Origin of the sequence: Curtobacterium sp. Arg-1, assembly GCF_025643395.1 — a bacterium.
GTDB classification, from domain to species: Bacteria; Actinomycetota; Actinomycetes; order Actinomycetales; family Microbacteriaceae; genus Curtobacterium; species Curtobacterium poinsettiae.
Window position 1 is genome coordinate 2,381,392 of the sequence record NZ_CP095731.1, and the last position, 20,738, is coordinate 2,402,129.

Consider the following 20,738-nt stretch of genomic DNA (forward strand, 5'->3'; position numbering starts at 1 on the left):
TGGTGGCGGTGGTGCGGGTGTCGGACGCTAGCCCGTGACCGCGCCCTGGGCAGCGGACTTGACGAGCTTGGCGTACTTCGCGAGGACTCCGCGGGTGTAGCGCGGGGGCAGCGGGGCCCAGCCATCACGGCGGGCCTCCAGCTCGGCCGGGTCGACCAGTAGGTCGAGCGAACGAGCCGCGATGTCGACACGGATGCGGTCGCCATCACGAACGAAAGCGACTGGACCTGCGTCCACTGCTTCCGGTGCGATGTGGCCGATGCAGAGGCCGGTTGTGCCGCCTGAGAATCGACCGTCGGTCAAGAGTAGTACATCCTTGCCGAGGCCGGCGCCCTTGATGGCCGCCGTGATGGCGAGCATCTCGCGCATGCCTGGGCCGCCCTTGGGGCCCTCGTAGCGGATGACGACGACGTCGCCCTTCTGGATGCCTCCCTCGGTCAGGGCGTCCATCGCCGCGCGCTCACGGTCGAACACACGAGCCGGGCCCTCGAAGACCGAGGCGTCGAAGCCCGCGGTCTTCACCACGGCGCCCTCGGGTGCGAACGAACCCTGCAGGACGGTCAGGCCACCGGTTTCGTGGATCGGGTTGTCGAGGGTGCGGAAGACCTCGCCGTCGAGTGCCGGCGGGTCGATCTCGGCGAGGTTCTCGGCGACGGTCTTGCCCGTCACGGTCATGCAGTCGCCGTGCAGCAGGCCCGCGTCGAGCAGCGCCTTCATGATCACGGGGATGCCGCCGTTGCGGTCGACGTCGACCATGACGTACTTGCCGAAGGGCTTCATGTCGGCCAGGTGCGGGACCTTCGAGCCGATGCGGTTGAAGTCGTCCAGCGACAGCTCGACCTCGGCCTCGTAGGCGATCGCGAGCAGGTGCAGGATGACGTTGGTGGAACCGCCGAGGGCCATCGCGACGGCGATCGCGTTCTCGAAGGCTTCCTTCGTGAGGATCTGGCGTGCGGTGATGCCGTGCTCGAGCATGTTCACCACGGCCTCGCCGGAGCGGTGCGCGTAGTAGTCACGGCGACGGTCCGCGCTCGGCGGAGCAGCCGAACCCGGCAGCGACATGCCGAGGGCCTCGGCGACCGAGGCCATCGTGTTCGCGGTGTACATGCCACCGCAGGCGCCCTCGCCGGGGACGATGGCGCACTCGATCTTCTTCAGCTCTTCCTCGCTCATGGTGCCGGCCTTGCACGCGCCGACGCCCTCGAAGGAGTCGATGATCGTGACTTCCTTCATCGTGCCGTCGGCCTGCTTCACGTAGCCCGGCATGACCGAACCCGCGTACAGGAAGACGCTCGCCAGGTCGAGGCGTGCGGCGGCCATCAGCATGCCGGGCAGCGACTTGTCGCAGCCGGCGAGCAGGACCGTGCCGTCGAGGCGCTCGGCGTTGACGACGGTCTCGACGCTGTCCGCGATGACCTCACGCGAGACGAGGGAGAAGTGCATGCCCTCGTGGCCCATCGAGATGCCGTCGGAGACGGAGATGGTGCCGAACTGCAGCGGGTATCCGCCACCGGAGTGCACGCCCTCCTTCGCACCCTGTGCGAGACGGTCGAGCGACAGGTTGCAGGGCGTGATCTCGTTCCACGAGGACGCGATGCCGATCTGCGGCTTGCTCCAGTCCTCGTCTCCCATACCGACGGCCCGCAGCATGCCACGCGAGGTGGTTGCTTCGATCCCGTCGGTGACGACCCGGCTGCGCGGCTTGACGTCGATATCAGGCATGGGATGAGTCTAGGACGGTTTGGGATACCAGCCGTCCACCCCCGTGCTTTCTCATGCTCGGGGGCCGTTATCAGCGGGTGGCGCGCAGCCTCGCCAGCTGCTTCAGGACCCCGGTCAGTGCCGCCGGGTCGGCGATGCGGTACCCGGCCCGGGTCTCGCCCGGTCCGACCTTCACCCCGACGTCGCCGTCGCCGAGCACGCGGAAGGCGTCCTCGTCGGTGACGTCGTCGCCGGCGAAGAACACCGCGTCGGCGCCGTGCAGGTCGCGGAGCCGGGCGATGGCGTCACCCTTCGTGACGTGCCGCACCGCGAACTCGACGATGTCCTTGCCACCGCGCTCGAGCACCTCGGGGTCGGCCTCGTGCGCAGCACGGCTCGCCGCCGCGTCCGCCTCGGCTGCGACCTCGGCGGAGACACGTCGGGTGTGCACCCCGTGCCCGGCGGGCTTGTGCTCGATGACGACGCCCGGGAACCGTGCCCCGACCTCGTCGAGCGCCGCACCGATCCGTGCGACACGATCGACCTCGTCGTCCGTCAGCGCGGCCTCGTCGTGGCCGTCCACGCGCCACTCGACGCCGTGCGAGCCGACGAGCGCCATGTCCTCGGGCGCGTGGGTCACCTCGGCGAGGCTGCCGAGGGGACGCCCGGACACCAGCACCACCTCGGTGTCCTTCGCGCGGTGCAGGGTCAGCACCGCCGCCCACGAGCCGGGCAGCGCCCCGACCTGCGACGGGTCGTCGGCGAAGGGGGCCAGCGTGCCGTCGAAGTCGAGGGCGACGATGAGTCGCGGCGCAGCCGCGAGCGTCTCGAGGGCCGCGTCGATGGCGGACTGGTCGGTGGTGGTCTCAGTCATCACGTGCCTCCCGGGTGTCCTCGGCAGCCCTGGCGGACTGGGCGTCCTGGTCGAAGATCGACATGTTGTCGGTCTGCGCCTCACGGTGCTGCTCGCGCGGGTCGGCGGCGGACGGGTCGATCTGGGCGTTCCGCGGCGCGTGGCGGTCGAGCGCCTCGAGGAACGAGCGCGACCAGCGCGCAACGTCGTTGTCGCGGACCCGCTTGCGGAGCGCACGCATGCGCGTCGACCGCTCGCGACGCGGCATCTGGATCGCACGTTCGATCGAGTCCTTGAGCGCACCGATGTCGTGCGGGTTGACGATCACGGCCTGCTTGAGTTCGTCGGCTGCCCCGGCGAACTCGGACAGGATCAGCACGCCGTCGTTGTCGAACCGGGCGGCGACGTACTCCTTCGCGACGAGGTTCATGCCGTCCCGCAGCGCCGTGACGAGCATGATGTCGGCGGCCAGGTACAGCGCCACCATCTCCTCGCGCGGGTAGCCGTGGTGCAGGTACGAGATCGGCTGGTGGCCGATGACACCGAGGTCGCCGTTGATGCGGCCGACGCTCAGCTCGATCTCGTCGCGGAGCGCCGCGTACGAGTCGACACGCTCGCGGCTCGGGCTCGCGACCTGGATGAGGGTGGCGTCCTCGACCGCGATGCGGCCGTCCTCCACCAGCTCACCGAAGGCCTTGATGCGGTGCCGGATGCCCTTGGTGTAGTCGAGCCGGTCGACGCCGAGCAGCACCGTCTTGGGGTTGCCGAGGCTCGCGCGGATCTCCCGCGCACGCTCCTGCACCTCGGGCTTGCGGGCGATCGCCTCGAAGCTCTCGGCGTCGATCGAGATCGGGAAGTGCCGTGCCTCGACGTGACGGACCGTGATGCCCTTGCGGCTGCGCGGGGCGGCCGGGTCGTCGACGGGGACGTCGATCGTGGTGCCCTTGGTCGTGTAGCCCTTGATGTGCCGCACCGCGCGCAGGAAGTCGCTGGCGTCGTCGTGACGCTGGAAGCCGATGACGTCGGCGCCGAGCAGCCCGTCGAGGATCTGCGCACGCCACGGCAGCTGCGCGTAGATGCCGACCGGCGGGAACGGGATGTGGTTGAAGAAGCCGATGGTCAGGTCGGGACGCTTCGCCCGGAGCAGGGCCGGCACGAGCTGCAGCTGGTAGTCCTGCACCCAGACGATGCCGTCCTGCTCGACGATCTCGGCGATCTGCTCGGCGAAGCGCTCGTTGACCCGCTTGTACGCGTTCCACCAGTCACGGTGGTAGCTCGGGTGCTCGATGACGTCGTGGTACAGCGGCCAGAGCGTGTCGTTGCTGAAGCCCTCGTAGTACTCCTCGACGTCGTCGTCGGAGAGCGGCACGGGCACGATGTGGATGCCCTCGTTGTCGAACGGTGCCACCTCGACCTCGGCCTGCCCCACCCAGCCGACCCAGGCTCCGTCGTTCGCGCGCATCACGGGTTCGAGGGCGGTGACGAGGCCGCCGGGCGAGTGCCGCCAGCCCTCGTTGCCGTCCTGGTCGACGACGCGGTCCACCGGGAGACGGTTGGAGGCGACGACGAACGAGTAGCGGGTCTGTTCGGTGCGGTCTGCAGGCATGGGGTGGTGTGATCTCCGTTCCGCCCGGCCGGAGCCGGGTGCGTCGGGTGCGTCGGTGCGTCGGCCGGCGTGGTGTGCCGGGTCCGGCGTGCTGCGCCGGGTGCGCTGCCGAAGTTACCAGCGTGGGGACAGCACATTCACGGGCGATCGGCGGTTCCGCTACGCTGCAGGCACGTGTCGGGGGGACACGGGTGCTGGAGTGCGGCGCCGGCCTCCCGGTCGGAGAGGACCCCCAGCCGTGAGCGAGAACCCGCCCAATCAGCCCGTCCCGCCGTCGCAGCCCGGCGGCCAGCCCGGCGGCCAGCCCGGCCCCGGCCAGCCGGCTTGGAACGGCCAGCCCGCCTGGCAGCAGCAACAGCAGCCTGGAGGCCCGCAGCAGTGGCCGGGTCAGCCCGCCCCCGCCGCGCAGCCGTCCGATGCGTTCGGTCGCTTCCTGCGGTCCGTGTCCGGTCGCGACTGGCTGGCGGCCGTCCTCGCCGCCGTCGGCGGCTGGGTCGCGGCCTCCGTCGTCGCGGGGCTCTCCCTGCTCATCACCGTCGGGCTGCTCGCGTCCGGCGGCAGCGGTTCGGCCGCTCCGTCCTCCGGGTCCGGCACCGACCTCGGCGCGGGTCAGGCCCCCGACGTGGAGTCCCTGCTCTCCGGCGTGAGCGTCCTGCTCGGTGCGCCGGCGCAGCTCGTCGCCCTCGCCGACCTCGGCCGGCTGCACCTGTCCGGGTCGATCGGGTTCCTCGGTTCCGGATCGGGCTCGCTCGCCGTGGTGCCGGCGCTGGTGTTCGCCGCGCAGGTCGTGCTGGCCGTCGTGCTCACCCGGCGGATCCGCAGCCGTGCACTCGGTCGCTCCCAGGTGCTCGTCACCGCGGTGGTCTCCGGTCTGGTGACCACGGTGCTCACGAACGTCGCGGCCGCACTGTTCGCGATCCGGTTCCCGTCGGTTTCCGGTGCGGTCATCGAGCCGGTGCACGCCGTCGGTGTCGGCAGCATCCTCGGGGCGTTCGTCATCGGTGCCCTGGCGGCGCTCCTCGCTCGGCCCTCCGTGCTCGCCGGTCGCAGCGTCTTCGCCGCCCGTCTGCTCGGCACGCTCCGCGTCGCCGCGTCGCAGCTGACGGTCCTCGTCGTGCTGGTCGCCGTCGTCGTCATCGTCGTCGCGCTCATCGCCCAGCCCTCCTACGGCTCCGCACTGCCGCTGTTGCTCGGCAACGTCGCGATCGGGCTCACGGCGCTCGGGTTCTTCGGTGGTGTGGGCACGTCCGGCTTCGGGTCAGCCAGCGACACCGCCTCGGTGTTCGGCGGAGCGGGTGGCTGGACCTGGCTCGTCGTGCTGTTCGTCGTCGTCACCTCGATCGTGGCCGGGCTCGCACTCGCCGTCCGCCGCAACGACCGGATGCGCTCGACGCTGGACTGGGTCGTCACGCCGCTCGTGTGGTTCGCCCTCGGCCTGCTGTTCTTCGTCCTCGGCACCGGGGTCGTCTCGTACCAGGTGAGCAGCACGAGTTCGGTGGACGGGTCCGGGTCGATCGGCATCGCGCCCTGGACGCCGATCGTCTTCGCCCTGTGGGGTGGCGCGATCGAGGTCGTCGCCCGGTACCTGGCTCCGGTGCTCCTGCCCCGTCTCGGCGGTGCCGTGGTGCTCCGCACGTCGCGTGTGGTCGGGGCGGACCCCCGCCCCGTGGTGCCGCAGGCGTTCCCGGCCGCAGCCCCCGCCGACACGGGCATGCCCGCTGCCCCGGCGGCTCCCGCCGACCAGACCGTTCCCGGTGCGCCTGCCGCGCCCGGTGTGCCGGATGCTCCCGGTGCATCGGGTGCTCCGGCGGCTGCCGGCGATCCGGCTGCCGCCGCGTGGACCACTCCCCCGGCCGCCGACCAGCAGGCGCCGTACCCGCCGTCCGGGTCCGCCCCGCAGTCCGCGTACGGGTCGCAGCCGCCCTACGGCGCGGGCAACCTGCCGCCCTACGGGGCGCAGCCGGCGTCCGGTGGTCAGCCGGCGTACGGGTCGCAGCCGTTCATCGGCGGGGGCGCCCCGGCCCCCGCCCCGATGTCCCCGCGGGCCAAGAAGATCCTGGTCCGTTCGCTCATCGCCGGCGGTGCCGTGATCGTGGTCGTCGTCGCGGGTGCGGTCACGACGAGCGTCCTCCGCGCCAACGTGTGGGGCCCGGCCCCGACGGTGAAGTCGTACGTGCAGGCCATCGCCAGCGGTGACGCCGACACCGCCGCCGACCTGAGCGACGTGCCGGACGACGCCGCGATGCTCGACACGAAGGTGCTGCGGAGTGCGAAGGACCGTCCGTCCGACATCCACGTCGGGCGGGTCGCCCAGACCGGGGACTCGGCGATCGCCACCCTGAGCTACACGCAGGACGGCAAGAACCGCTCCGGTCAGGTGACGTTGCGCCGGACCGGCACCTCGTTCCTGGTGAAGGACGAGTGGCGTGTCACGCAGCCGCTCGCCCAGCAGGTGACCCTGACGGCGTCCGAAGTGCTCGAGGGTGCACCGGTGACCGTCGGCGGCAAGGAGATCGGGAAGATCAGCGACGGCAAGTTCACGTCCCTCGCCTACCCCGGCAGCTACGAGGTCTCGGTCGGCGGGTCGAAGTACTTCACCGGCGGCACCGAGAAGGTGAGCGTCGGGGCGGTCTCGTCCGGCTACGTCGACTTCGCGCCGAAGGCCACCAAGGCCCTCGAGCAGGACGCCGAGCAGTACGTGTCCGACCTGATCGACGACTGCGCCGAGAAGACCGAGCTCCGCGCCCTGAGCGGCTGCCCCTGGTACGGACCGTACGACGCCGACGGCGGCGTGCGGTACGACGTCACGTCGATGCCCGAGCTGGAGGTCGAGGCATCACGCTCCGGCACCGTGATGGTGACGAGCACGAAGGACGGGAGCGTCTCGTACGACTACAAGTCCTACCTCGGTGACAAGAAGCGCGGCGAGGACTCGTTCAGCGTGAGCGAGTACCTGAAGGTCGAGGACGGCAAGCTCGTCTCGGCGTACTGAGCAGGAGCCGACTGATCGGCTCAGGCTGAACGGGAGTCGCTGCACCGACTCCCCGGCACCACGACGGCCGACCCGCGATCCTCGCGGGTCGGCCGTCTCAGTAGGCTGACGGACATGGTCAGGACACGGGCGTGGTGCAAGGGCGACACGGTCGAGCGGGACTTCCCCGTCGACCGGATCTCCGACCTCGTCGCCGACCCGGACACCTTCGTGTGGATCGACCACACCGACCCGACGTCGGCCGACCTCGAGCAGATCGAGGAAGAACTCGGGATCCACGCCCTCGCCGTCGAGGACGCCGTCGAGCACGGCCAACGCCCGAAACTCGACCGGTACCGGGACAGCCTGTTCCTGGTCGTCTACGACGTGGGCGGTACGGACGACGCCGGCAACCTGATCACGCACGAGGTCAAGGCGTTCGTGACGGAACGCGCCCTCGTCACGATCCACGGGTCCGACGTCGACACCGCCCGGATGGAGCACCGTCTGAGCGCGAACGCCGACATGGCCGGACACGGCGTGCCGTGGCTGGTGTGGGCGCTGCTGGACGCCGTCGTCGACCGGGCCACCGACACCGTCGAGGACCTGGAGCGGCAGATCGATGCGCTCGAGGACGACCTGTTCGAGCCGGGCGATCCCCGTGAGCAGCAGGTCCAGCGACGGTCGTTCCGGCTCCGCAAGACCCTCGGGGTGCTCCGGCGGCTGGTCGTGCCGACGCGGGACAGCGTCGCGTCGTTGCTGCACGGCGACGCGGAGACGATCTCGAACGGCATCCGGCCCTACTTCCGCGACGTCGAGGACCACCTCGTCTCGATCGCCGACTCGGTCGAACAGCTCCGCGACGCCGTGTCGAGCGTGCTGGAGACGACCCTGAACCTGGCATCGAACCGGCAGAACACCGTGATGAAGAAGGTCACGAGCTGGGCGGCGATCATCGCGATCCCGACCGGGGTGACGAGCTTCTTCGGGCAGAACGTCGCGTTCCCGGGCGAGGGCGCCTGGAGCGGACTCTGGGCGTCGCTCGCGATCATCACCGCGTCGTCGCTCGTGCTCTACCGCGTCTTCAAGACCCGCGACTGGCTCTGAGCGACGGCCCCGCCCGCGTCAGAGGGCGAGCGCCAGGACCCCGGCGACGACGGTGAGCGGCGCCACGATGCACCCGAGCGCCATGTACCGGCCCCACGACAGGTGCACACCCTCGGCCGACAGCCGTGCGTGCCACAGCAGCGTCGCGAGCGAGGCCCACGGCGTGATGAGGCAACCGGCGTTCACACCGATCAGCAGTGCCGCGTACCGCAGGGCCTCGTGCCCGGCAGCTGGTTCGAGCACCAGGTACGCCGGCAGGTTGTCGATGCCGTTGGCCGCCACCGCGCCGGCACCACCGAGCAGCAGCAGCGGCCCCGTTCCGGTTCCACCCTGCAGCGCGTGCACGATCGGGTCGGTGATGCCGGTCGTGTGCAGCGCCTCGACCACCACGAAGAGCCCGGCGGCGAACACCAGGGTGGACCACGGCACGCGGGACACCCGGAGCTCGGACGGCGACCGGAACGCCGCGACCACGACGAGCACCACGGCGGCCAGGACCGCGGCGATCCACACGGTCACCCCGGCGGTCAGGGCGACGACGAGCGCGACGAGCACGGCGGAGGCAGCCCAGAAGGACACCGGGTCGCTCGGCTTGCGGACGGACACCGGTGTGTAGCGGCCGAAGAGCTTGCCCCGGAACACCACCAGCAGGACGACGCACGGCACGACCACGCCGGCGACCGCGGGCCAGGCCATCAGCCCGGCGAACGCCAGCGGGCCGTCGAGCCCCATCCGGTCGACGGCGAGCAGGTTGGTCAGGTTGGACACCGGCAGCAGCAGCGACGCGGTGTTCGCGAGCCAGACCGTGGTCAGCGCGAACGGCATCGGGGGCAGACCCACGCGCCGTGCGAGCGAGATCACGATGGGGGTGAGGAGCACCGCGGTGGTGTCGATCGACAGGAAGACGGTGCAGAGGACGGCGAGCACGACGACCGCGCCCCAGAGGCCGATGGTGCGCCCGCCACCGACCCGGGCGGCGACGTCGGCGAGGCGGTCGAAGACCCCGGCGTCCGCAGCGAGCTCGGCGACGATCGTCAGCCCGAGCACGAACCCGAGGACCGGCAGGACCCGGTCCGCGAGCACGGCGAGGTCGTCGAGGGGCAGCAACCCGAACACGACGCAGACCGCGCCGACCACGAGCAGGGCCGCTCCGATGACCGCTTGACGCACGAACGCTCCTTCACCCGGTGCCGCGGCCGGGTGACCGGCGGCGCTCCAATGTACGGGCCGGTAGCGTTGTCAGCACGACGACAGGAGGCCTCTGTGCGCAAGTTCATGTTCAACGGTGCGGTGTGGAGTTCGCTCATCAGCGGCTACAGCGTGCTGCAGACCACCCGACAAGGACCGCGTGACTGGCGGCTCGCGCTGACCTGGGTCGCGTGGATCGCCACGACGATCGTGGCGATCGGCACGGTCGTCGAGGACGACCGCGCCGTCAAGGCACGCCAGCCGTAGGTCGCGAACGCGACCACCGAGATGACGGGAGGCCCGTGGCGGATCCGCCACGGGCCTCCCGTCCGTCGTCCGTCCCGTGCACGGCACGCGGTCACGTCACCGGGTCAGCGCTCGGACTCCGGGATGCCGGACGTCTGGATCGGTCCGGTGAAGAGCGCGCCGCGCTCGTCGTCGCCGAACAGCTGTGAGTCGCCCTCGGTCGCGCGACCGCGTCCGCGTCGGCGGGGCGCCGTCGGCTCGGTGAGCTGGACGCGCTGCACCGGCAGGGCGTCCGGGTGGGTGCGCTGGATCCACTCGACCATCTCCTCGCGGACGTAGCAGCGCAGGTCGAACAGGCCGCCGGCGTCCGGCGCCGTCACGAGGATGCGGACGCGGACCAGTCCCCCGACGGCGTCGGTGACCTGGAGCACCTTGACCCGGCGGTCCCAGATCGTCGACGTCTCGAGGATCCGGTCGAGCTCGGCGCGCATGTCGGCCGGGCTCACCCGCCAGTCGAGGTCGAACTCGACGGCGCCGAGGAGCTCGCTGCCGGTCCGCGTCCAGTTCTCGAACGGGGTGCTCGTGAAGTACGTCGACGGCAGCACGAACCGCCGGTCGTCCCACAGGTGCACGACGACGTAGGTCAGCGTGATCTCCTCGATCCGCCCCCACTGCTGCTCGACCACGACGACGTCGTCCACCCGGATCGACCCGGAGAAGGCGAGCTGCATGCCGGCGAACACGTTGCCGAGTGTGGACTGCGCGGCGAGGCCCGCGACGACGGAGATGAGGCCGGCGCTGGCGAGCACGCTCGCGCCCGCCGCCTCGACCCCGTCGAAGGTCAGCAGGATCGCTCCGACGGCGATGATGACGAGCAGGGCGACCGTGAGCCGACGGATGATGAGCACCTGGGTGCGGATGCGGCGCGCCTGCCGGTTGTCGGGCACGTCGATGCGGAAGCGGTGCAGCCCGAGGTCCTCGAGGAAGATCGCGACGTGGCACGCGAGCCAGCAGCCGACCGCGATCGTGACGATGAGGAAGCCGTGCACGACCTCGTCCCGCCACGGGTAGGCGTCGGCGTTCCGCGGGATGCTCGAGGTGAACGCGATCCAGAGCAGCACCACCAGCAGCACGGTCCGGAACGGGTGCTTCGTCCGGCGAGAGAGCACGCCGGCCCAGCGTTCCCGGCGCGCGACCGCCCGCAGGACCAGGTGCAGGACGAGGGCGACGACGGCGGTGACGAGCAGGGCGAACCCGGTCGCGACGAGCAGTCGGAGGAGGATGTCCATCCCTCCATGCAAGCAACGGACGACGGCCGTCGTTCAGGTTCGGGCCGCCGTCGGCTGTGCGGACGTTCAGCAGCTTCCGTTCGTCGGAACGGGGGTTTGCGTGACGGCCCGGTCCGGAGCGCATGTAGGTTGTCGCGCATGACAGCGCAGAACGACACGGGTGTGAACCGAGCGCCGGCGAACGACTTCTCGCACGAGCAGGAGGGCTACCAGCACGGTCTGAAGCCCCGGCAACTGCAGATGATCGCGATCGGCGGCGCGATCGGCACCGGGCTCTTCCTGGGTGCCGGCGCACGACTGCACACCGCGGGCCCCGCGCTCGCGCTGACGTACCTGGTCGCCGGCGTCTTCGCCTTCTTCATCCTGCGTGCACTCGGCGAGCTCGTGCTGCACCGGCCGTCCTCGGGGTCCTTCATCTCGTACGCCCGAGAGTTCTACGGCGAGAAGTTCGCGTACGCGGCCGGCTGGATGTACTTCCTGAACTGGGCGATGACCTCCATCGTCGACACCACCGCCGTCGCGATCTACCTGCAGTACTGGTCCGCCTTCACCGCGGCGCCGCAGTGGCTGCTCGCACTGATCGCCCTGATCGTCGTCCTCGCGGCGAACATGGTCGCCGTGAAGGTGTTCGGCGAGCTCGAGTTCTGGTTCGCCCTGATCAAGGTGGCCGCGCTGGTGGCGTTCCTGGTCGTCGCGATCGTCTGGCTCGTCTTCGCGTTCCCCGTCGAGGCCGGTGGCGAGGCCGTCCGGACCGGGTTCACGATCTGGGGTGACAACGGCGGGCTGTTCCCGAAGGGGCTGCTCCCCGCGGTGATCGTGATCCAGGGCGTCGTCTTCGCCTACGCCGCGATCGAACTCGTCGGCACGGCATCGGGTGAGACGCAGAACGCCGAGAAGGTCATCCCGCGTGCGATCAACTCCGTCGTCTTCCGCATCGCGGTGTTCTACGTCGGGTCGATCGTCCTGCTCTCCCTGCTGCTGCCGTACACCTCGTACAAGGACGGCGAGAGCCCGTTCGTGACGTTCTTCTCGTCGCTCGGCAACCCGCACGTCGGCGCGATCGTCGGCGGCATCATGAACTTCGTCGTGCTCACCGCCGCGTTGTCGTCGCTGAACGCGGGCCTGTACTCGACCGGCCGGGCGCTGCACTCGATGGGCATGAACGGGTCCGCGCCGAAGTGGACCACGAAGATGTCGAAGGGCGGTGTGCCGTACGCCGGCATCCTGCTCACGGCGGCCTTCACCGTCGCGGGTGTCGTGCTCAACTACTTCGTCCCGAAGCAGGCGTTCGAGATCGCGCTGAACATCGCCAGTCTCGGCATCATCACCGCGTGGGGCACGATCATCCTGTGCCAGATGCGGCTGCGCCAGTGGGCCAAGCAGGGTCTGGCGAAGGAACCCTCGTTCAAGCTGCCCGGCGCTCCGGTCACCGCCTGGCTGACCCTGGCGTTCCTCGCCTCGGTCATCGTCCTGATGGCGATCGACTACCCGGTCGGCACGTACACGATCGCGTCCCTCGTGGTCATCATCCCGCTGCTCATCGTCGGCTGGTTCCTGCAGCGCGACCGCATCCTGCGCATCGCCGCCCTGCGCGAGGGCGTCACGGGTCCGTACCCGATCGGCGTCCGCAACCCGGCTGCCCAGGTCCGCCGTGACGACGACCGGAACGGAGACGGGGTCTAGCACGCCCCGGTTGTCCCCGGAACGCAAGGCCGCACCGCGCGATCACGAACGGTCCGGCACCCGTCGCTACCATCAGCGGGTGCCGGACCGTTCTGTTTCCCCCACCCTCGACCTGCAGCTCAGCTGGCGGGGTGCGTTCGGACGCCTCCGGGTGTTCGCGGACCGGCTCGAGGCCGAGACCGACTACCAGCGCGAGGCACGCACGGTGGTGCCGATGGACGCCGTGCAGGGGTGGCGCCTCGGGCCGTGCGACGAGGACGCGGTCTGCGTCGAGTTCGTCGCGGAGCAGGAGACCTACCGGGTGCTGCTCGACACCCCGGACGAGCAGCTCGCTGCGCTGGCGATCCGGAAGGTGCTCGGGCCCCCGCTGGAGTCCTGAGGACGCAGGGTCAGTCGTCGGTGTCGACGCGGTCGGTGACGACGTCACCGGAGCCGGCGTCGATGCGCACGCTGTGCTTCGTGCCGGACGAGTCGAGCACGTCGCCCTCCCAGACCACCGTGCCGACGTGGTCGTCGAGCCCGAGCTCGGTGACGGTCCCGGCGTGCAGGTCCTGGAAGGCGTCGACGGCCTGCTTGACGCTCAGGTCGGCGGCTGTGACGAAGCGCTCGTGCTCGGCCGTGTCGTCCGCGTCGCCGGCTTCGGTCTGCGGGGTGCCGGCGACCGAGGTGCCGTCGGCGTTCGTGTGCACCTCGTGCTCGGTGCCGTCCTTCGTCACGACGAGGACCTCGTAGGCGGAGGCGCCCTGCTCCTGCTCGACCGAGATGACGGTGCCCGAGCCGACCTCGCCGCGTGCGGTGGCGACCGCTGCGAGCAGGGCCTTGTTCGAGCCGACCGCCGCCGCGCCGGGCGAGGACGAGCCGGTGCCGCTGCCGCTGCCGGCGGAGTCCGTGGCCGACGAGCCGACCGAGCCGGAGCCGGCCGAGCCCGTGTCGTCGTCGGAGTCGTCGCTGGCGCAACCGGTGAGGGCGAGAGCCGCCACGATCGGCAGGGCGGCGAACGCGGCGACGCGGCGGGCGGACGGCTTCTGGTGCTGGGTGCGGAAGTTCATGTGACGAGCATCTCGTCGGGGTGCTGAAGCAGGCCTGAAGCGACCTGTTCAGCCGCCGAGTGCGATGCGGACGACGAACCGGGCGCCGCCGAGTGGTGACGCGACGACGGTCGCGTCACCACCGTGCGCACGGACGGCGTCCCGCACGATGGCGAGTCCGAGGCCCGCGCCGCCCGCATCGCGGCTGCGGGCCTCGTCGAGACGGACGAACCGCTCGAAGACGCGTTCCCGCTCGCCCTCGGGCACGCCGGCGCCGTCGTCGTCCACCGTGAGCACCGCCGACCCGTCGTGCTCGGTGAGCGAGACTGCGACGCGGGTGCTCGCGTGCCGGACGGCGTTGTCGACGAGGTTCCGGACCACTCCGGCCAGCACGCGCTCGTCGCCGAGGACCCGCGCCGCCGAGATCGCCGAGCCGTCCACCCAGACCGCGCGCACGGCGCCGTCCGGTCCGGACCAGGCCCCGGCCTCTGCCCCGGTCGTGGCCCGTGCTCGTGCGCGGGCCACGGCGTCGAGGGCGAGGTCGTCGAGGTCGACGGGGCGCCGTGCCCGGATCCCGCCCTCGTCGAGGCGGGAGAGCTCGAGGAGCCCGGCGACGAGGTCCTGCAGGCGCACCGCCTCGGACCTGACGACGTCGGCGAGGTCGGCCACGTCGGAGCGTTCCGGGTGGGCGACGGCGACCTCGGCGTGCTGCCGGATCGACGCGATCGGTGACCGGAGCTCGTGGGAGGCGTCGGAGACGAACCGCCGCTGGCTCTCCGCGGACCGGTCGAGGCGGTCGAGCATCGCGTTCATCGTCGTCGCGAGCCGCGCGACCTCGTCACCGGTGTCCGGCACCTCGACCCGAGCGTCCGGGTGGGCGGCACGGATCGTCTCGACCTCGGTGCGCATCCGCTCCACGGGCCGCAGCGACCGCCCGGTGACGGCCCAGGTGACCGCCACCAGCAGCAGCACGAGCACGGGCACCCCGACCGCGAGGAGCGCGACGGCGGTGCGGACCGCGGTGTCGGCCTGGTCGAGCGAGGCGCCGTAGACGAGCGTCGCCTCGCCGCCGCCCGGCAGGTCCACGTCGTCCGCGACGAGCAGCCACCGTTCACCGTCGTGGGACCACCGGGACTCGTCGGCGGTGGGCAGGGCGTCGCCGTCCGCGTCCTCGCCGTGCGCCAGGACCGCTCCGCCGTCGCCGATCACCTGCACCAGGACGTCCTCGTAGTCGGTGACCGCGGACGCGCCGTCCGCCTCGACCCGGGAGGACACCTGCTCGAGCCCGGCCTCGGCCGAGGTGCGCACGCCGTCGAGCAGCACGAGCCGCAGCACGACGACGAACGCCACCGCGCCGATGACCAGGGCCGCGAGCACGACGAGCCCCGCGCCGAGGGTGGTCCGGGCGCGGACCGATCGGAAGCGCCGTGGTCGGGTCGGCGCGGCCCCGCTCACGCCGGGACGCGTGCCCGGGCTCGACCCGTCAGCCACCGTCGGCCGCCAACCGGTACCCGGCGCCGCGGACCGTCTCGATCGCGGCACGCCCGAAGGGCCGGTCGAGCTTTCGACGGAGGTGCCCGACGTACACCTCGACGATGTTCGGGTCCCCCTCGAAGTCGACGTCCCAGACGTTCTCGATGACGTCCCGCTTCGACCGCACCTGCCCCGGGTGCCGTGCGAGGTACTCGAGCACGGCGAACTCGCGGCTGGTCAGCTCGACCTGGGTCCCGCCCCGGGCCACGGTGCGCGCCGCGGGGTCGACCACCAGGTCGCCGAGCGTCAGCACCGTGGGGCGCTCCCGTGCGCCGCGGCGGACGAGCGCCCGGAGCCGGGCGACGAGCACCGGGTGCGAGAACGGCTTCGTGACGTAGTCGTCGGCCCCCGCGTCGAGTGCCTCGACCTGGTCCCACTCGCCGTCCTTCGCGGTCAGCATCAGCACGGGGGTCCAGTCACCGTCGGCACGGAGCTGGGCGCACACGGCCCAGCCGCTCAGGCCGGGCATCATCAGGTCGAGCACGATCGCGTCGTAGCGGAACTCCCGCGCGTGCCACAGGCCGTCCACGCCGTCGTTCGCGACGTCGACCGCCCACCCCTCGGCCTCGAGCCCGCGGCGCACCCCATCGGCGAGCCGGACCTCGTCGTCGACCACCAGCACACGCATGGCACCGATCCTGCCGTGCCCCGCTGAAGCAGGGCTGAAGCGGCCCGCGATCGTGGCCAGGGGCGGACGGGAGGCCCGTGGCGGCACCGCCACGCGCCTCCTGTCCGGCGGTGGTCCGGACCAGGGCCGCGCAGCCCGCCTGCGCGGGCTCAGACCAGCAGCAGGATCCCCGCGATGACGGAGGCGACGGCGATGGCGAGCGCGACGAGCAGGAGCACGAGGTGCACCGTGTAGAACGTCGTCGGCTTGCCGGCGGCGTCACGGGCACGCGTGTCCGTCGCGACGCGCTGGAAGAAGCGCGGCCAGGTGATGACGTTGAACACGGCACCGAGGAACAGGACGACTGCGGCGAAGACGAGCACGGTCCGATCCTAGACAACCCACGACCGGGACGAGACCGGGCGGGTGGTGCTCGGCCGCCCCCAACGCGGCCGAGTCCCGACCCGGCGAGGCCACAGGATCTGTAGCACTTGCTACAGACTGTACACGGCATGCCCCACAGCGTCGAGCACCGAACGGCTACGCGGTCTCGAGGGCGGCCTCGGCATCGGCGAGGACGGCACGCTCCGACTCGGTCAGGGACGCCCGTGCACCGCGGACCCCGTCGTTGATCTCGACGATGCGGCGGCTGAGGAGCGTCGCGGGGTCGTCGGTCGGCGGGTAGGCGTTGTCCACCCCGAGCCGCTCGTGCAGGGGCGCCAGACGCTGCAGCGCTGCGTCCACCCTGCGGGCACGGCGTCGGCGCGAGATCCGGTGCCCGAACACGAGCAGGAGCATCCCGGACGCCACGCACAGCACCGCTCCCGGCGTGGTGACGTCGTAGGGCAGCGAGAGCGCGTGCGTGACCTGCAGGTCACCGACGACGTGGGCGACGTCCATCACGACGACCACGACCATGCGGACGACCCCGAGCACGCCGCCGAGGACCAGGACCCACAATCCCACCAGGTCCGTGGTCGTCCGGGCCTCGCGCAGGCGCAGCACGCAGATGAAGCCCGTCGCGCCGAGTGCCACACCGAGGTAGACGGTCTGCGCGATCGAGTAGACCGTGGCCGCCGGGTGCGAACCGGCGTCGAGCATGAAGGTCGTCGTGGTCGCGGGCTTGTCGAGCACGGTGAACGCGACGAGGACCACCACGACCACCACCACGAAGGACACCAGGACCGCGTTCCGGAGCCAGGGTCGTGCCGCCCCGACCGCCTTCGCCACGCCCCACAGCAGCGTGCTCGTGCCGGCCACCATGAGGCAGTCGCTGATCACGGTCACGACGTTGAACCCACCCAGCCGCGGATCGAGCCAGCGGTACAGCGGGTCGACGTTCGTGACGATGGTGGCGGCGAAGAGCAGGAACGTGAACGCGAGGGTGCGGTCCTGCCCGCGCTGCAGGACCAGCAGCACGATCGTCCCGACGAGGAGCAGCACCGCCTGGACGACGGCGATGATCACCCGAAGACCCCGCGGAAGGCACTCGGGCGGCCGCGGTGCTGGCGGATCACGGTGGCCAGGCGGTCGGCGAAGACCTCGGCCTCGTGCTCGTACGTGTTCGAGAACAGCCCACGGGCCAGCGCCCGTTCGACCTTGTACTCGGGCAGGTCGGGGATGACGTCGCGGATGTAGGCGCTCTGCGGGGCGTGCTCCTGGTGCCGGTGCAGGACGTGGCCGAGCTCGTGGCCGATGACGAACGACCGGAAGGTCGGCGACGCGGTCGGCGAGATCATCACGAGGTGCGCGTGGTCGAGCGTGGCCACGAAGCCGCAGACGGGCTCGGCAGCCAGGAACGACTCCTCGCGCACCACGATCGGCTTGCCGACGACGTCGGCCGCGGCAGCGACGGCCTGGTCGACGTCCGACCAGCCCTCTGCCGCACCACGAGCCCAGAAGGCGTCGACGAGCGCGTCGGTCATGCGACGCTCCCCCGCTGCGATTCCTCCTCGAGCACCTCGGCGATGCGTCGGAGCGCGTCGGGCGACAGTTCGCCGGGGAAGGTCCGCGCCGCGAAGCCGCTCACGCGGGCGGACCGCAGGGACCGGACGAGGGCGAGCTGGGCGCCGATGCGTTCCGGTACCTCGCTGTCCTCGAGCAGGAAGCGTTCGTCGACCTCGAAGAACCCGGCCAGCAGGCGCAGGAGCTCGGTGTCGCGGTTGCGGCGGCCGTCGCCGGAGAGCATGTAGGTCCACTTGGCCCGGGACAGGGACCCGCCGTGGGCCGCGACGTATTCTTCGATCGAGGCGAACGGCACGGGGGCACCGCGCTGGGACTCCTCGAAGTCGAGGAGCAGGTTGAGGCGGCGCGCGAGCTCGGCGGCGTCGAGCGCCCCGCCCTTCAGATCACCCGTGTCCATCTCGGACTCCTCCCCAGCCGTGTCCGCGCGGGGTGTCGGTCCGGCGCGTGGACGCCATGCTAGCGCGGACACCCGACACCGCGCCGTTACCCTCGTGGGCATGCCCCGCCGCTTCCCCGCCACCGTCGCGGCACGCATCGAGCACGAGATCGTCATCACGAAGTCGCGCTTCATCACCACCGTGGCGCCCGTGTCCGGCGTCGAGGACGCCGACCGCGTGATCGCCGAGGTCCGCCGACGGTACTGGGACGCCCGGCACAACTGCACGGCTATGGTCACGGGCGTGCTCGGCGACCAGGCCCGCTCCTCGGACGACGGGGAACCCTCGGGCACGGCCGGCGTCCCGATGCTCGAGGTCCTGCGCCGCCGCGACCTGACCGACGTCGTCGTGGTCGTCACGCGCTACTTCGGCGGGGTGAAGCTCGGCGCGGGCGGGCTCGTCCGGGCCTACTCGACCTCGGTCTCCGAAGCGCTCGACACCGCCGTGCCCGTTCGTCGCGAGGCCCTGACGCAGGTGCGCTTCGACGTCGACCACGCCGATGCCGGGCGGCTCGACAACGTGCTGCGCGACTGGGTCCGGCACCACCACGCGACGCTCGGCCCGACCGAGTACGGGCAGGCGGCGACCTTCGAGGTGTGGGTCCCCCAGGACGCGCTCGGGGCGCTGACCGCCGACCTCGCCGCGGCGTCGGCCGGCGCGCTCGAACCCGTCGTCGGCGAGGAACGGATCGTCGACGTACCCACCGGCTGACGTCCGGTCCGACCGAAGCCCGGTCCGGACTGACTTCTGCGCTCCGGCACACCTCGGGCGTGTCCAGGTGCCGGAGCGCGAAGACCCCTGGAACGCACGAACGCCCCGACTCGATGAGCCGGGGCGTTCGTCCTGCGGTGCACCCCCTCGGACTTGAACCGAGAACCCACTGATTAAGAGTCAGTTGCTCTGCCAATTGAGCTAGAGGTGCATGTTCCGGCTTCCGTGCCGCAACGGGAATCAACAATAGCATGGGTTTCGCGCGCCCACGACCACTCGCGGGCGCACGACGCGAACAGGAGCACCATGACCGACCGTCTCGTCCCCGGCGACACCGCCCCCGACTTCACGCTGCCCGACCAGGACGGCGTCCAGCACTCCCTGGCCGCCCTGCGCGGCAAGAAGGTCATCGTGTACTTCTACCCGGCGGCCTCCACCCCGGGCTGCACCACCGAGGCCTGTGACTTCCGCGACAACATGTCCTCGCTGCAGGCCGCCGGCTACGAGGTGCTCGGCGTCTCGAAGGACGACCAGGCGAAGCTCAAGACGTTCCAGCACGAGCAGGCGCTGACCTTCCCGCTGCTGAGCGACCCCGACCTCGCCGTGCACAAGGCGTACGCGGCCTGGGGCGAGAAGAACAACTACGGCAAGATCGTCACCGGCACGATCCGCTCCACGATCGTGGTCGACGAGGACGGCGCCGTGCAGCTGCCGCTCTACAACGTCAAGGCCACCGGGCACGTGGCGAGCCTGCGGAAGAAGCTCGGCCTGGTCTGAGAGCCGGCCACGCACCGGAGGCCCGGTGCCGGTTCCGAGAACCGGCACCGGGCCTCCTGTGTGTGGCGGACCAGACCGTCTACTCGACCGGGCGCGCGAGCGCGGCCGTCACCGACCGCGACAGCACCAGCGTGATGCCGAGCAGGGCCGGGATGAGCAGCACCCAGCCGACCGCGGCGACCCGGAAGACGCCCTGGAACGCCCCGATCGCGATGGCGCCCTGCAGGACCTGCCAGACGATGATGCCCGAGCGCACCCACGACCGGCCGTGCCACAGGCCGTTCAGCAGCGCACCGAGCCAGAGCGCAGCGATGGCGACGAGGACGGTGAGGGCGATGCCCGACGCGATGCTCGTGGCCGGCGCGACGAGCAGTTCGACGACCAACACGACGGTCACGACCGCCAGTGCGAGGAACTCGAGGCCGACCACGACGAGCAACCCCAGCATCGCCGGCGACCGGCGCGCGACGGGGGCGGAGGGTTCGGTGTCGTTCGGGGTGTCGTCGTGCACAGTGATCCTCCAGCATCGGAACCCTTGATTTGGCCCTACCAGTATGGAACGATATTGGAGGTCGTTTGGACGGCACGATGTGGTGTGCGTCTCCCGTGGTTCATCGCTCCTCCCCCGAGCGTCTCGCGGGCGTCAGATTCGCTTCATGCGGACTCCTCCCCACAGTTGTCCCCTCCATGCCGCATGCATGGTCAGCGTTCCGATCCCCCGAACCACGGCCCCGGCCTGCCGTTCGAGCATCGACATCAAGGAGCACCACACATGGACTGGCGTGACAAGGCTGCCTGCCTCACCGCAGACCCCGAGCTCTTCTTCCCCGTCGGGAACACCGGGCCCGCCGTCGACCAGATCGAGAAGGCCAAGTCGGTCTGTGCGCGTTGCACGGTCACCGAGATGTGCCTGCAGTACGCACTCGAGAACAACCAGGACTCGGGTGTCTGGGGTGGTCTCAGCGAGGACGAGCGTCGTGCGCTGAAGCGTCGCGCCGCCCGCGCCCGCCGCGCGTCCTGACCCCGGTCGTCTGAC

21 protein-coding genes and 1 tRNA gene are annotated in these 20,738 nt (G+C 71.0%); 8 read left to right on the forward strand and 14 right to left on the reverse strand.

Translation table 11 applies throughout. From position 1 onward, the window contains the following. Positions 1-27: 27 nt before the first annotated feature. The 3 genes from ilvD to otsA all read right to left on the reverse strand — a co-directional run bounded on the left by ilvD (position 28) and on the right by otsA (position 4,160). Positions 28-1,722 (reverse strand): dihydroxy-acid dehydratase, encoded by a 1,695-nt coding sequence (ilvD, locus tag MXD64_RS11260; protein WP_017888840.1) that lies wholly within the window; start codon positions 1,720-1,722, stop codon positions 28-30. A gap of 70 nt (positions 1,723-1,792) precedes the next feature. Further along, a complete protein-coding gene (gene otsB, locus MXD64_RS11265; protein WP_017888839.1) occupies positions 1,793-2,575 on the reverse strand; it encodes a trehalose-phosphatase in 783 nt (260 codons plus the stop codon). After that, the gene (otsA, locus tag MXD64_RS11270; RefSeq protein WP_017888838.1) at positions 2,568-4,160 is read right to left on the reverse strand and encodes an alpha,alpha-trehalose-phosphate synthase (UDP-forming); all 1,593 of its coding nucleotides are present in this window, start codon (positions 4,158-4,160) and stop codon (positions 2,568-2,570) included. Before otsA ends, otsB begins: the two co-directional genes overlap by 8 nt. A 238-nt stretch (positions 4,161-4,398) precedes the next feature. Here otsA and MXD64_RS11275 point away from each other — a divergent pair, with 238 nt between their 5' ends. Together MXD64_RS11275 and MXD64_RS11280 are read left to right on the forward strand one after the other, a co-directional pair. Further along, positions 4,399-7,152 carry a hypothetical protein gene (locus MXD64_RS11275; protein WP_263136442.1) on the forward strand — a complete coding sequence of 918 codons (2,754 nt, stop codon included), beginning with the start codon at positions 4,399-4,401 and terminating at the stop codon, positions 7,150-7,152. Between the two features lie 114 nt (positions 7,153-7,266). Then, complete coding sequence (locus tag MXD64_RS11280) at positions 7,267-8,238, forward strand: magnesium transporter CorA family protein (RefSeq protein WP_042538769.1); 972 nt, start codon at positions 7,267-7,269, stop codon at positions 8,236-8,238. Between the two features lie 18 nt (positions 8,239-8,256). Here the strand turns inward: MXD64_RS11280 and MXD64_RS11285 are convergent, their stop codons facing one another. Continuing rightward, the gene (locus MXD64_RS11285; protein ID WP_056070958.1) at positions 8,257-9,408 is read right to left on the reverse strand and encodes an SLC13 family permease; all 1,152 of its coding nucleotides are present in this window, start codon (positions 9,406-9,408) and stop codon (positions 8,257-8,259) included. Between the two features lie 93 nt (positions 9,409-9,501). Here MXD64_RS11285 and MXD64_RS11290 point away from each other — a divergent pair, with 93 nt between their 5' ends. After that, positions 9,502-9,693 carry a hypothetical protein gene (locus MXD64_RS11290; RefSeq protein ID WP_111085947.1) on the forward strand — a complete coding sequence of 64 codons (192 nt, stop codon included), beginning with the start codon at positions 9,502-9,504 and terminating at the stop codon, positions 9,691-9,693. Positions 9,694-9,797: 104 nt separating this feature from the next. On the opposite strand, the gene MXD64_RS11295 is transcribed toward MXD64_RS11290, so the two are convergent. After that, positions 9,798-10,961 carry a mechanosensitive ion channel family protein gene (locus MXD64_RS11295; RefSeq protein ID WP_263136443.1) on the reverse strand — a complete coding sequence of 388 codons (1,164 nt, stop codon included), beginning with the start codon at positions 10,959-10,961 and terminating at the stop codon, positions 9,798-9,800. Positions 10,962-11,099: 138 nt separating this feature from the next. Between MXD64_RS11295 and MXD64_RS11300 the strand changes: the two genes are divergently transcribed. After that, positions 11,100-12,644, forward strand: a complete 1,545-nt coding sequence (locus MXD64_RS11300; protein WP_017888832.1) for an amino acid permease — start codon at positions 11,100-11,102, stop codon at positions 12,642-12,644. A gap of 79 nt (positions 12,645-12,723) precedes the next feature. Beyond that, positions 12,724-13,023 carry a hypothetical protein gene (locus MXD64_RS11305; protein WP_042538775.1) on the forward strand — a complete coding sequence of 100 codons (300 nt, stop codon included), beginning with the start codon at positions 12,724-12,726 and terminating at the stop codon, positions 13,021-13,023. 10 nt (positions 13,024-13,033) lie between these two features. Here the strand turns inward: MXD64_RS11305 and MXD64_RS11310 are convergent, their stop codons facing one another. From MXD64_RS11310 to MXD64_RS11340, 7 genes are all read right to left on the reverse strand, one after another. Then, the gene (locus MXD64_RS11310; RefSeq protein ID WP_017888830.1) at positions 13,034-13,693 is read right to left on the reverse strand and encodes a PepSY domain-containing protein; all 660 of its coding nucleotides are present in this window, start codon (positions 13,691-13,693) and stop codon (positions 13,034-13,036) included. A 48-nt stretch (positions 13,694-13,741) separates the two neighbouring features. Next, positions 13,742-15,127, reverse strand: a complete 1,386-nt coding sequence (locus MXD64_RS11315; RefSeq protein WP_017888829.1) for a sensor histidine kinase — start codon at positions 15,125-15,127, stop codon at positions 13,742-13,744. A gap of 28 nt (positions 15,128-15,155) precedes the next feature. Continuing rightward, positions 15,156-15,833: a response regulator transcription factor gene (locus tag MXD64_RS11320; protein WP_017888828.1), complete on the reverse strand. Its 678-nt coding sequence runs from the start codon at positions 15,831-15,833 to the stop codon at positions 15,156-15,158. A 149-nt stretch (positions 15,834-15,982) separates the two neighbouring features. Then, the gene (locus tag MXD64_RS11325; RefSeq protein WP_056070944.1) at positions 15,983-16,195 is read right to left on the reverse strand and encodes an SCO4848 family membrane protein; all 213 of its coding nucleotides are present in this window, start codon (positions 16,193-16,195) and stop codon (positions 15,983-15,985) included. A 157-nt stretch (positions 16,196-16,352) separates the two neighbouring features. Then, a complete protein-coding gene (locus tag MXD64_RS11330) occupies positions 16,353-17,279 on the reverse strand; it encodes a hypothetical protein (protein WP_263136444.1) in 927 nt (308 codons plus the stop codon). Continuing rightward, positions 17,276-17,737, reverse strand: coding sequence for an ImmA/IrrE family metallo-endopeptidase (locus MXD64_RS11335; protein WP_159556636.1), 462 nt, complete (start codon positions 17,735-17,737; stop codon positions 17,276-17,278). Before MXD64_RS11335 ends, MXD64_RS11330 begins: the two co-directional genes overlap by 4 nt. Beyond that, a complete protein-coding gene (locus MXD64_RS11340; RefSeq protein ID WP_017888824.1) occupies positions 17,734-18,174 on the reverse strand; it encodes a hypothetical protein in 441 nt (146 codons plus the stop codon). Before MXD64_RS11340 ends, MXD64_RS11335 begins: the two co-directional genes overlap by 4 nt. Positions 18,175-18,274: 100 nt before the next feature. On the opposite strand from MXD64_RS11340, the gene MXD64_RS11345 reads away from it, so the two are divergent. Continuing rightward, positions 18,275-18,925 carry a YigZ family protein gene (locus MXD64_RS11345; RefSeq protein WP_411512247.1) on the forward strand — a complete coding sequence of 217 codons (651 nt, stop codon included), beginning with the start codon at positions 18,275-18,277 and terminating at the stop codon, positions 18,923-18,925. A gap of 138 nt (positions 18,926-19,063) precedes the next feature. On the opposite strand, the gene MXD64_RS11350 is transcribed toward MXD64_RS11345, so the two are convergent. After that, positions 19,064-19,136: transfer RNA gene (locus MXD64_RS11350), tRNA-Lys, on the reverse strand. Positions 19,137-19,231: 95 nt separating this feature from the next. Between MXD64_RS11350 and bcp the strand changes: the two genes are divergently transcribed. Beyond that, positions 19,232-19,702: a thioredoxin-dependent thiol peroxidase gene (gene bcp, locus MXD64_RS11355; RefSeq protein WP_042538782.1), complete on the forward strand. Its 471-nt coding sequence runs from the start codon at positions 19,232-19,234 to the stop codon at positions 19,700-19,702. Positions 19,703-19,781: 79 nt separating this feature from the next. Here bcp and MXD64_RS11360 read toward each other — a convergent pair whose 3' ends face one another. Next, complete coding sequence (locus MXD64_RS11360) at positions 19,782-20,213, reverse strand: hypothetical protein (RefSeq protein WP_071252148.1); 432 nt, start codon at positions 20,211-20,213, stop codon at positions 19,782-19,784. A 261-nt stretch (positions 20,214-20,474) separates the two neighbouring features. Here MXD64_RS11360 and MXD64_RS11365 point away from each other — a divergent pair, with 261 nt between their 5' ends. Continuing rightward, a complete protein-coding gene (locus tag MXD64_RS11365; protein WP_017888820.1) occupies positions 20,475-20,723 on the forward strand; it encodes a WhiB family transcriptional regulator in 249 nt (82 codons plus the stop codon). The last annotated feature ends 15 nt before the right edge of the window (positions 20,724-20,738 follow it).

Excerpts from the sequence above, each read along its gene's own strand:
- ilvD (WP_017888840.1), bottom strand. The coding sequence starts at position 1,722 with ATGCCTGATATCGACGTCAAGCCGCGCAGCCGGGTCGTCACCGACGGG.
- otsB (WP_017888839.1), bottom strand. The coding sequence starts at position 2,575 with ATGACTGAGACCACCACCGACCAGTCCGCCATCGACGCGGCCCTCGAG.
- otsA (WP_017888838.1), bottom strand. The coding sequence starts at position 4,160 with ATGCCTGCAGACCGCACCGAACAGACCCGCTACTCGTTCGTCGTCGCC.
- MXD64_RS11280 (WP_042538769.1), top strand. The coding sequence starts at position 7,267 with ATGGTCAGGACACGGGCGTGGTGCAAGGGCGACACGGTCGAGCGGGAC.
- MXD64_RS11295 (WP_263136443.1), bottom strand. The coding sequence starts at position 10,961 with ATGGACATCCTCCTCCGACTGCTCGTCGCGACCGGGTTCGCCCTGCTC.
- MXD64_RS11300 (WP_017888832.1), top strand. The coding sequence starts at position 11,100 with ATGACAGCGCAGAACGACACGGGTGTGAACCGAGCGCCGGCGAACGAC.
- MXD64_RS11310 (WP_017888830.1), bottom strand. The coding sequence starts at position 13,693 with ATGAACTTCCGCACCCAGCACCAGAAGCCGTCCGCCCGCCGCGTCGCC.
- MXD64_RS11320 (WP_017888828.1), bottom strand. The coding sequence starts at position 15,833 with ATGCGTGTGCTGGTGGTCGACGACGAGGTCCGGCTCGCCGATGGGGTG.
- MXD64_RS11335 (WP_159556636.1), bottom strand. The coding sequence starts at position 17,737 with ATGACCGACGCGCTCGTCGACGCCTTCTGGGCTCGTGGTGCGGCAGAG.
- MXD64_RS11340 (WP_017888824.1), bottom strand. The coding sequence starts at position 18,174 with ATGGACACGGGTGATCTGAAGGGCGGGGCGCTCGACGCCGCCGAGCTC.
- MXD64_RS11345 (WP_411512247.1), top strand. The coding sequence starts at position 18,275 with ATGCCCCGCCGCTTCCCCGCCACCGTCGCGGCACGCATCGAGCACGAG.
- bcp (WP_042538782.1), top strand. The coding sequence starts at position 19,232 with ATGACCGACCGTCTCGTCCCCGGCGACACCGCCCCCGACTTCACGCTG.
- MXD64_RS11365 (WP_017888820.1), top strand. The coding sequence starts at position 20,475 with ATGGACTGGCGTGACAAGGCTGCCTGCCTCACCGCAGACCCCGAGCTC.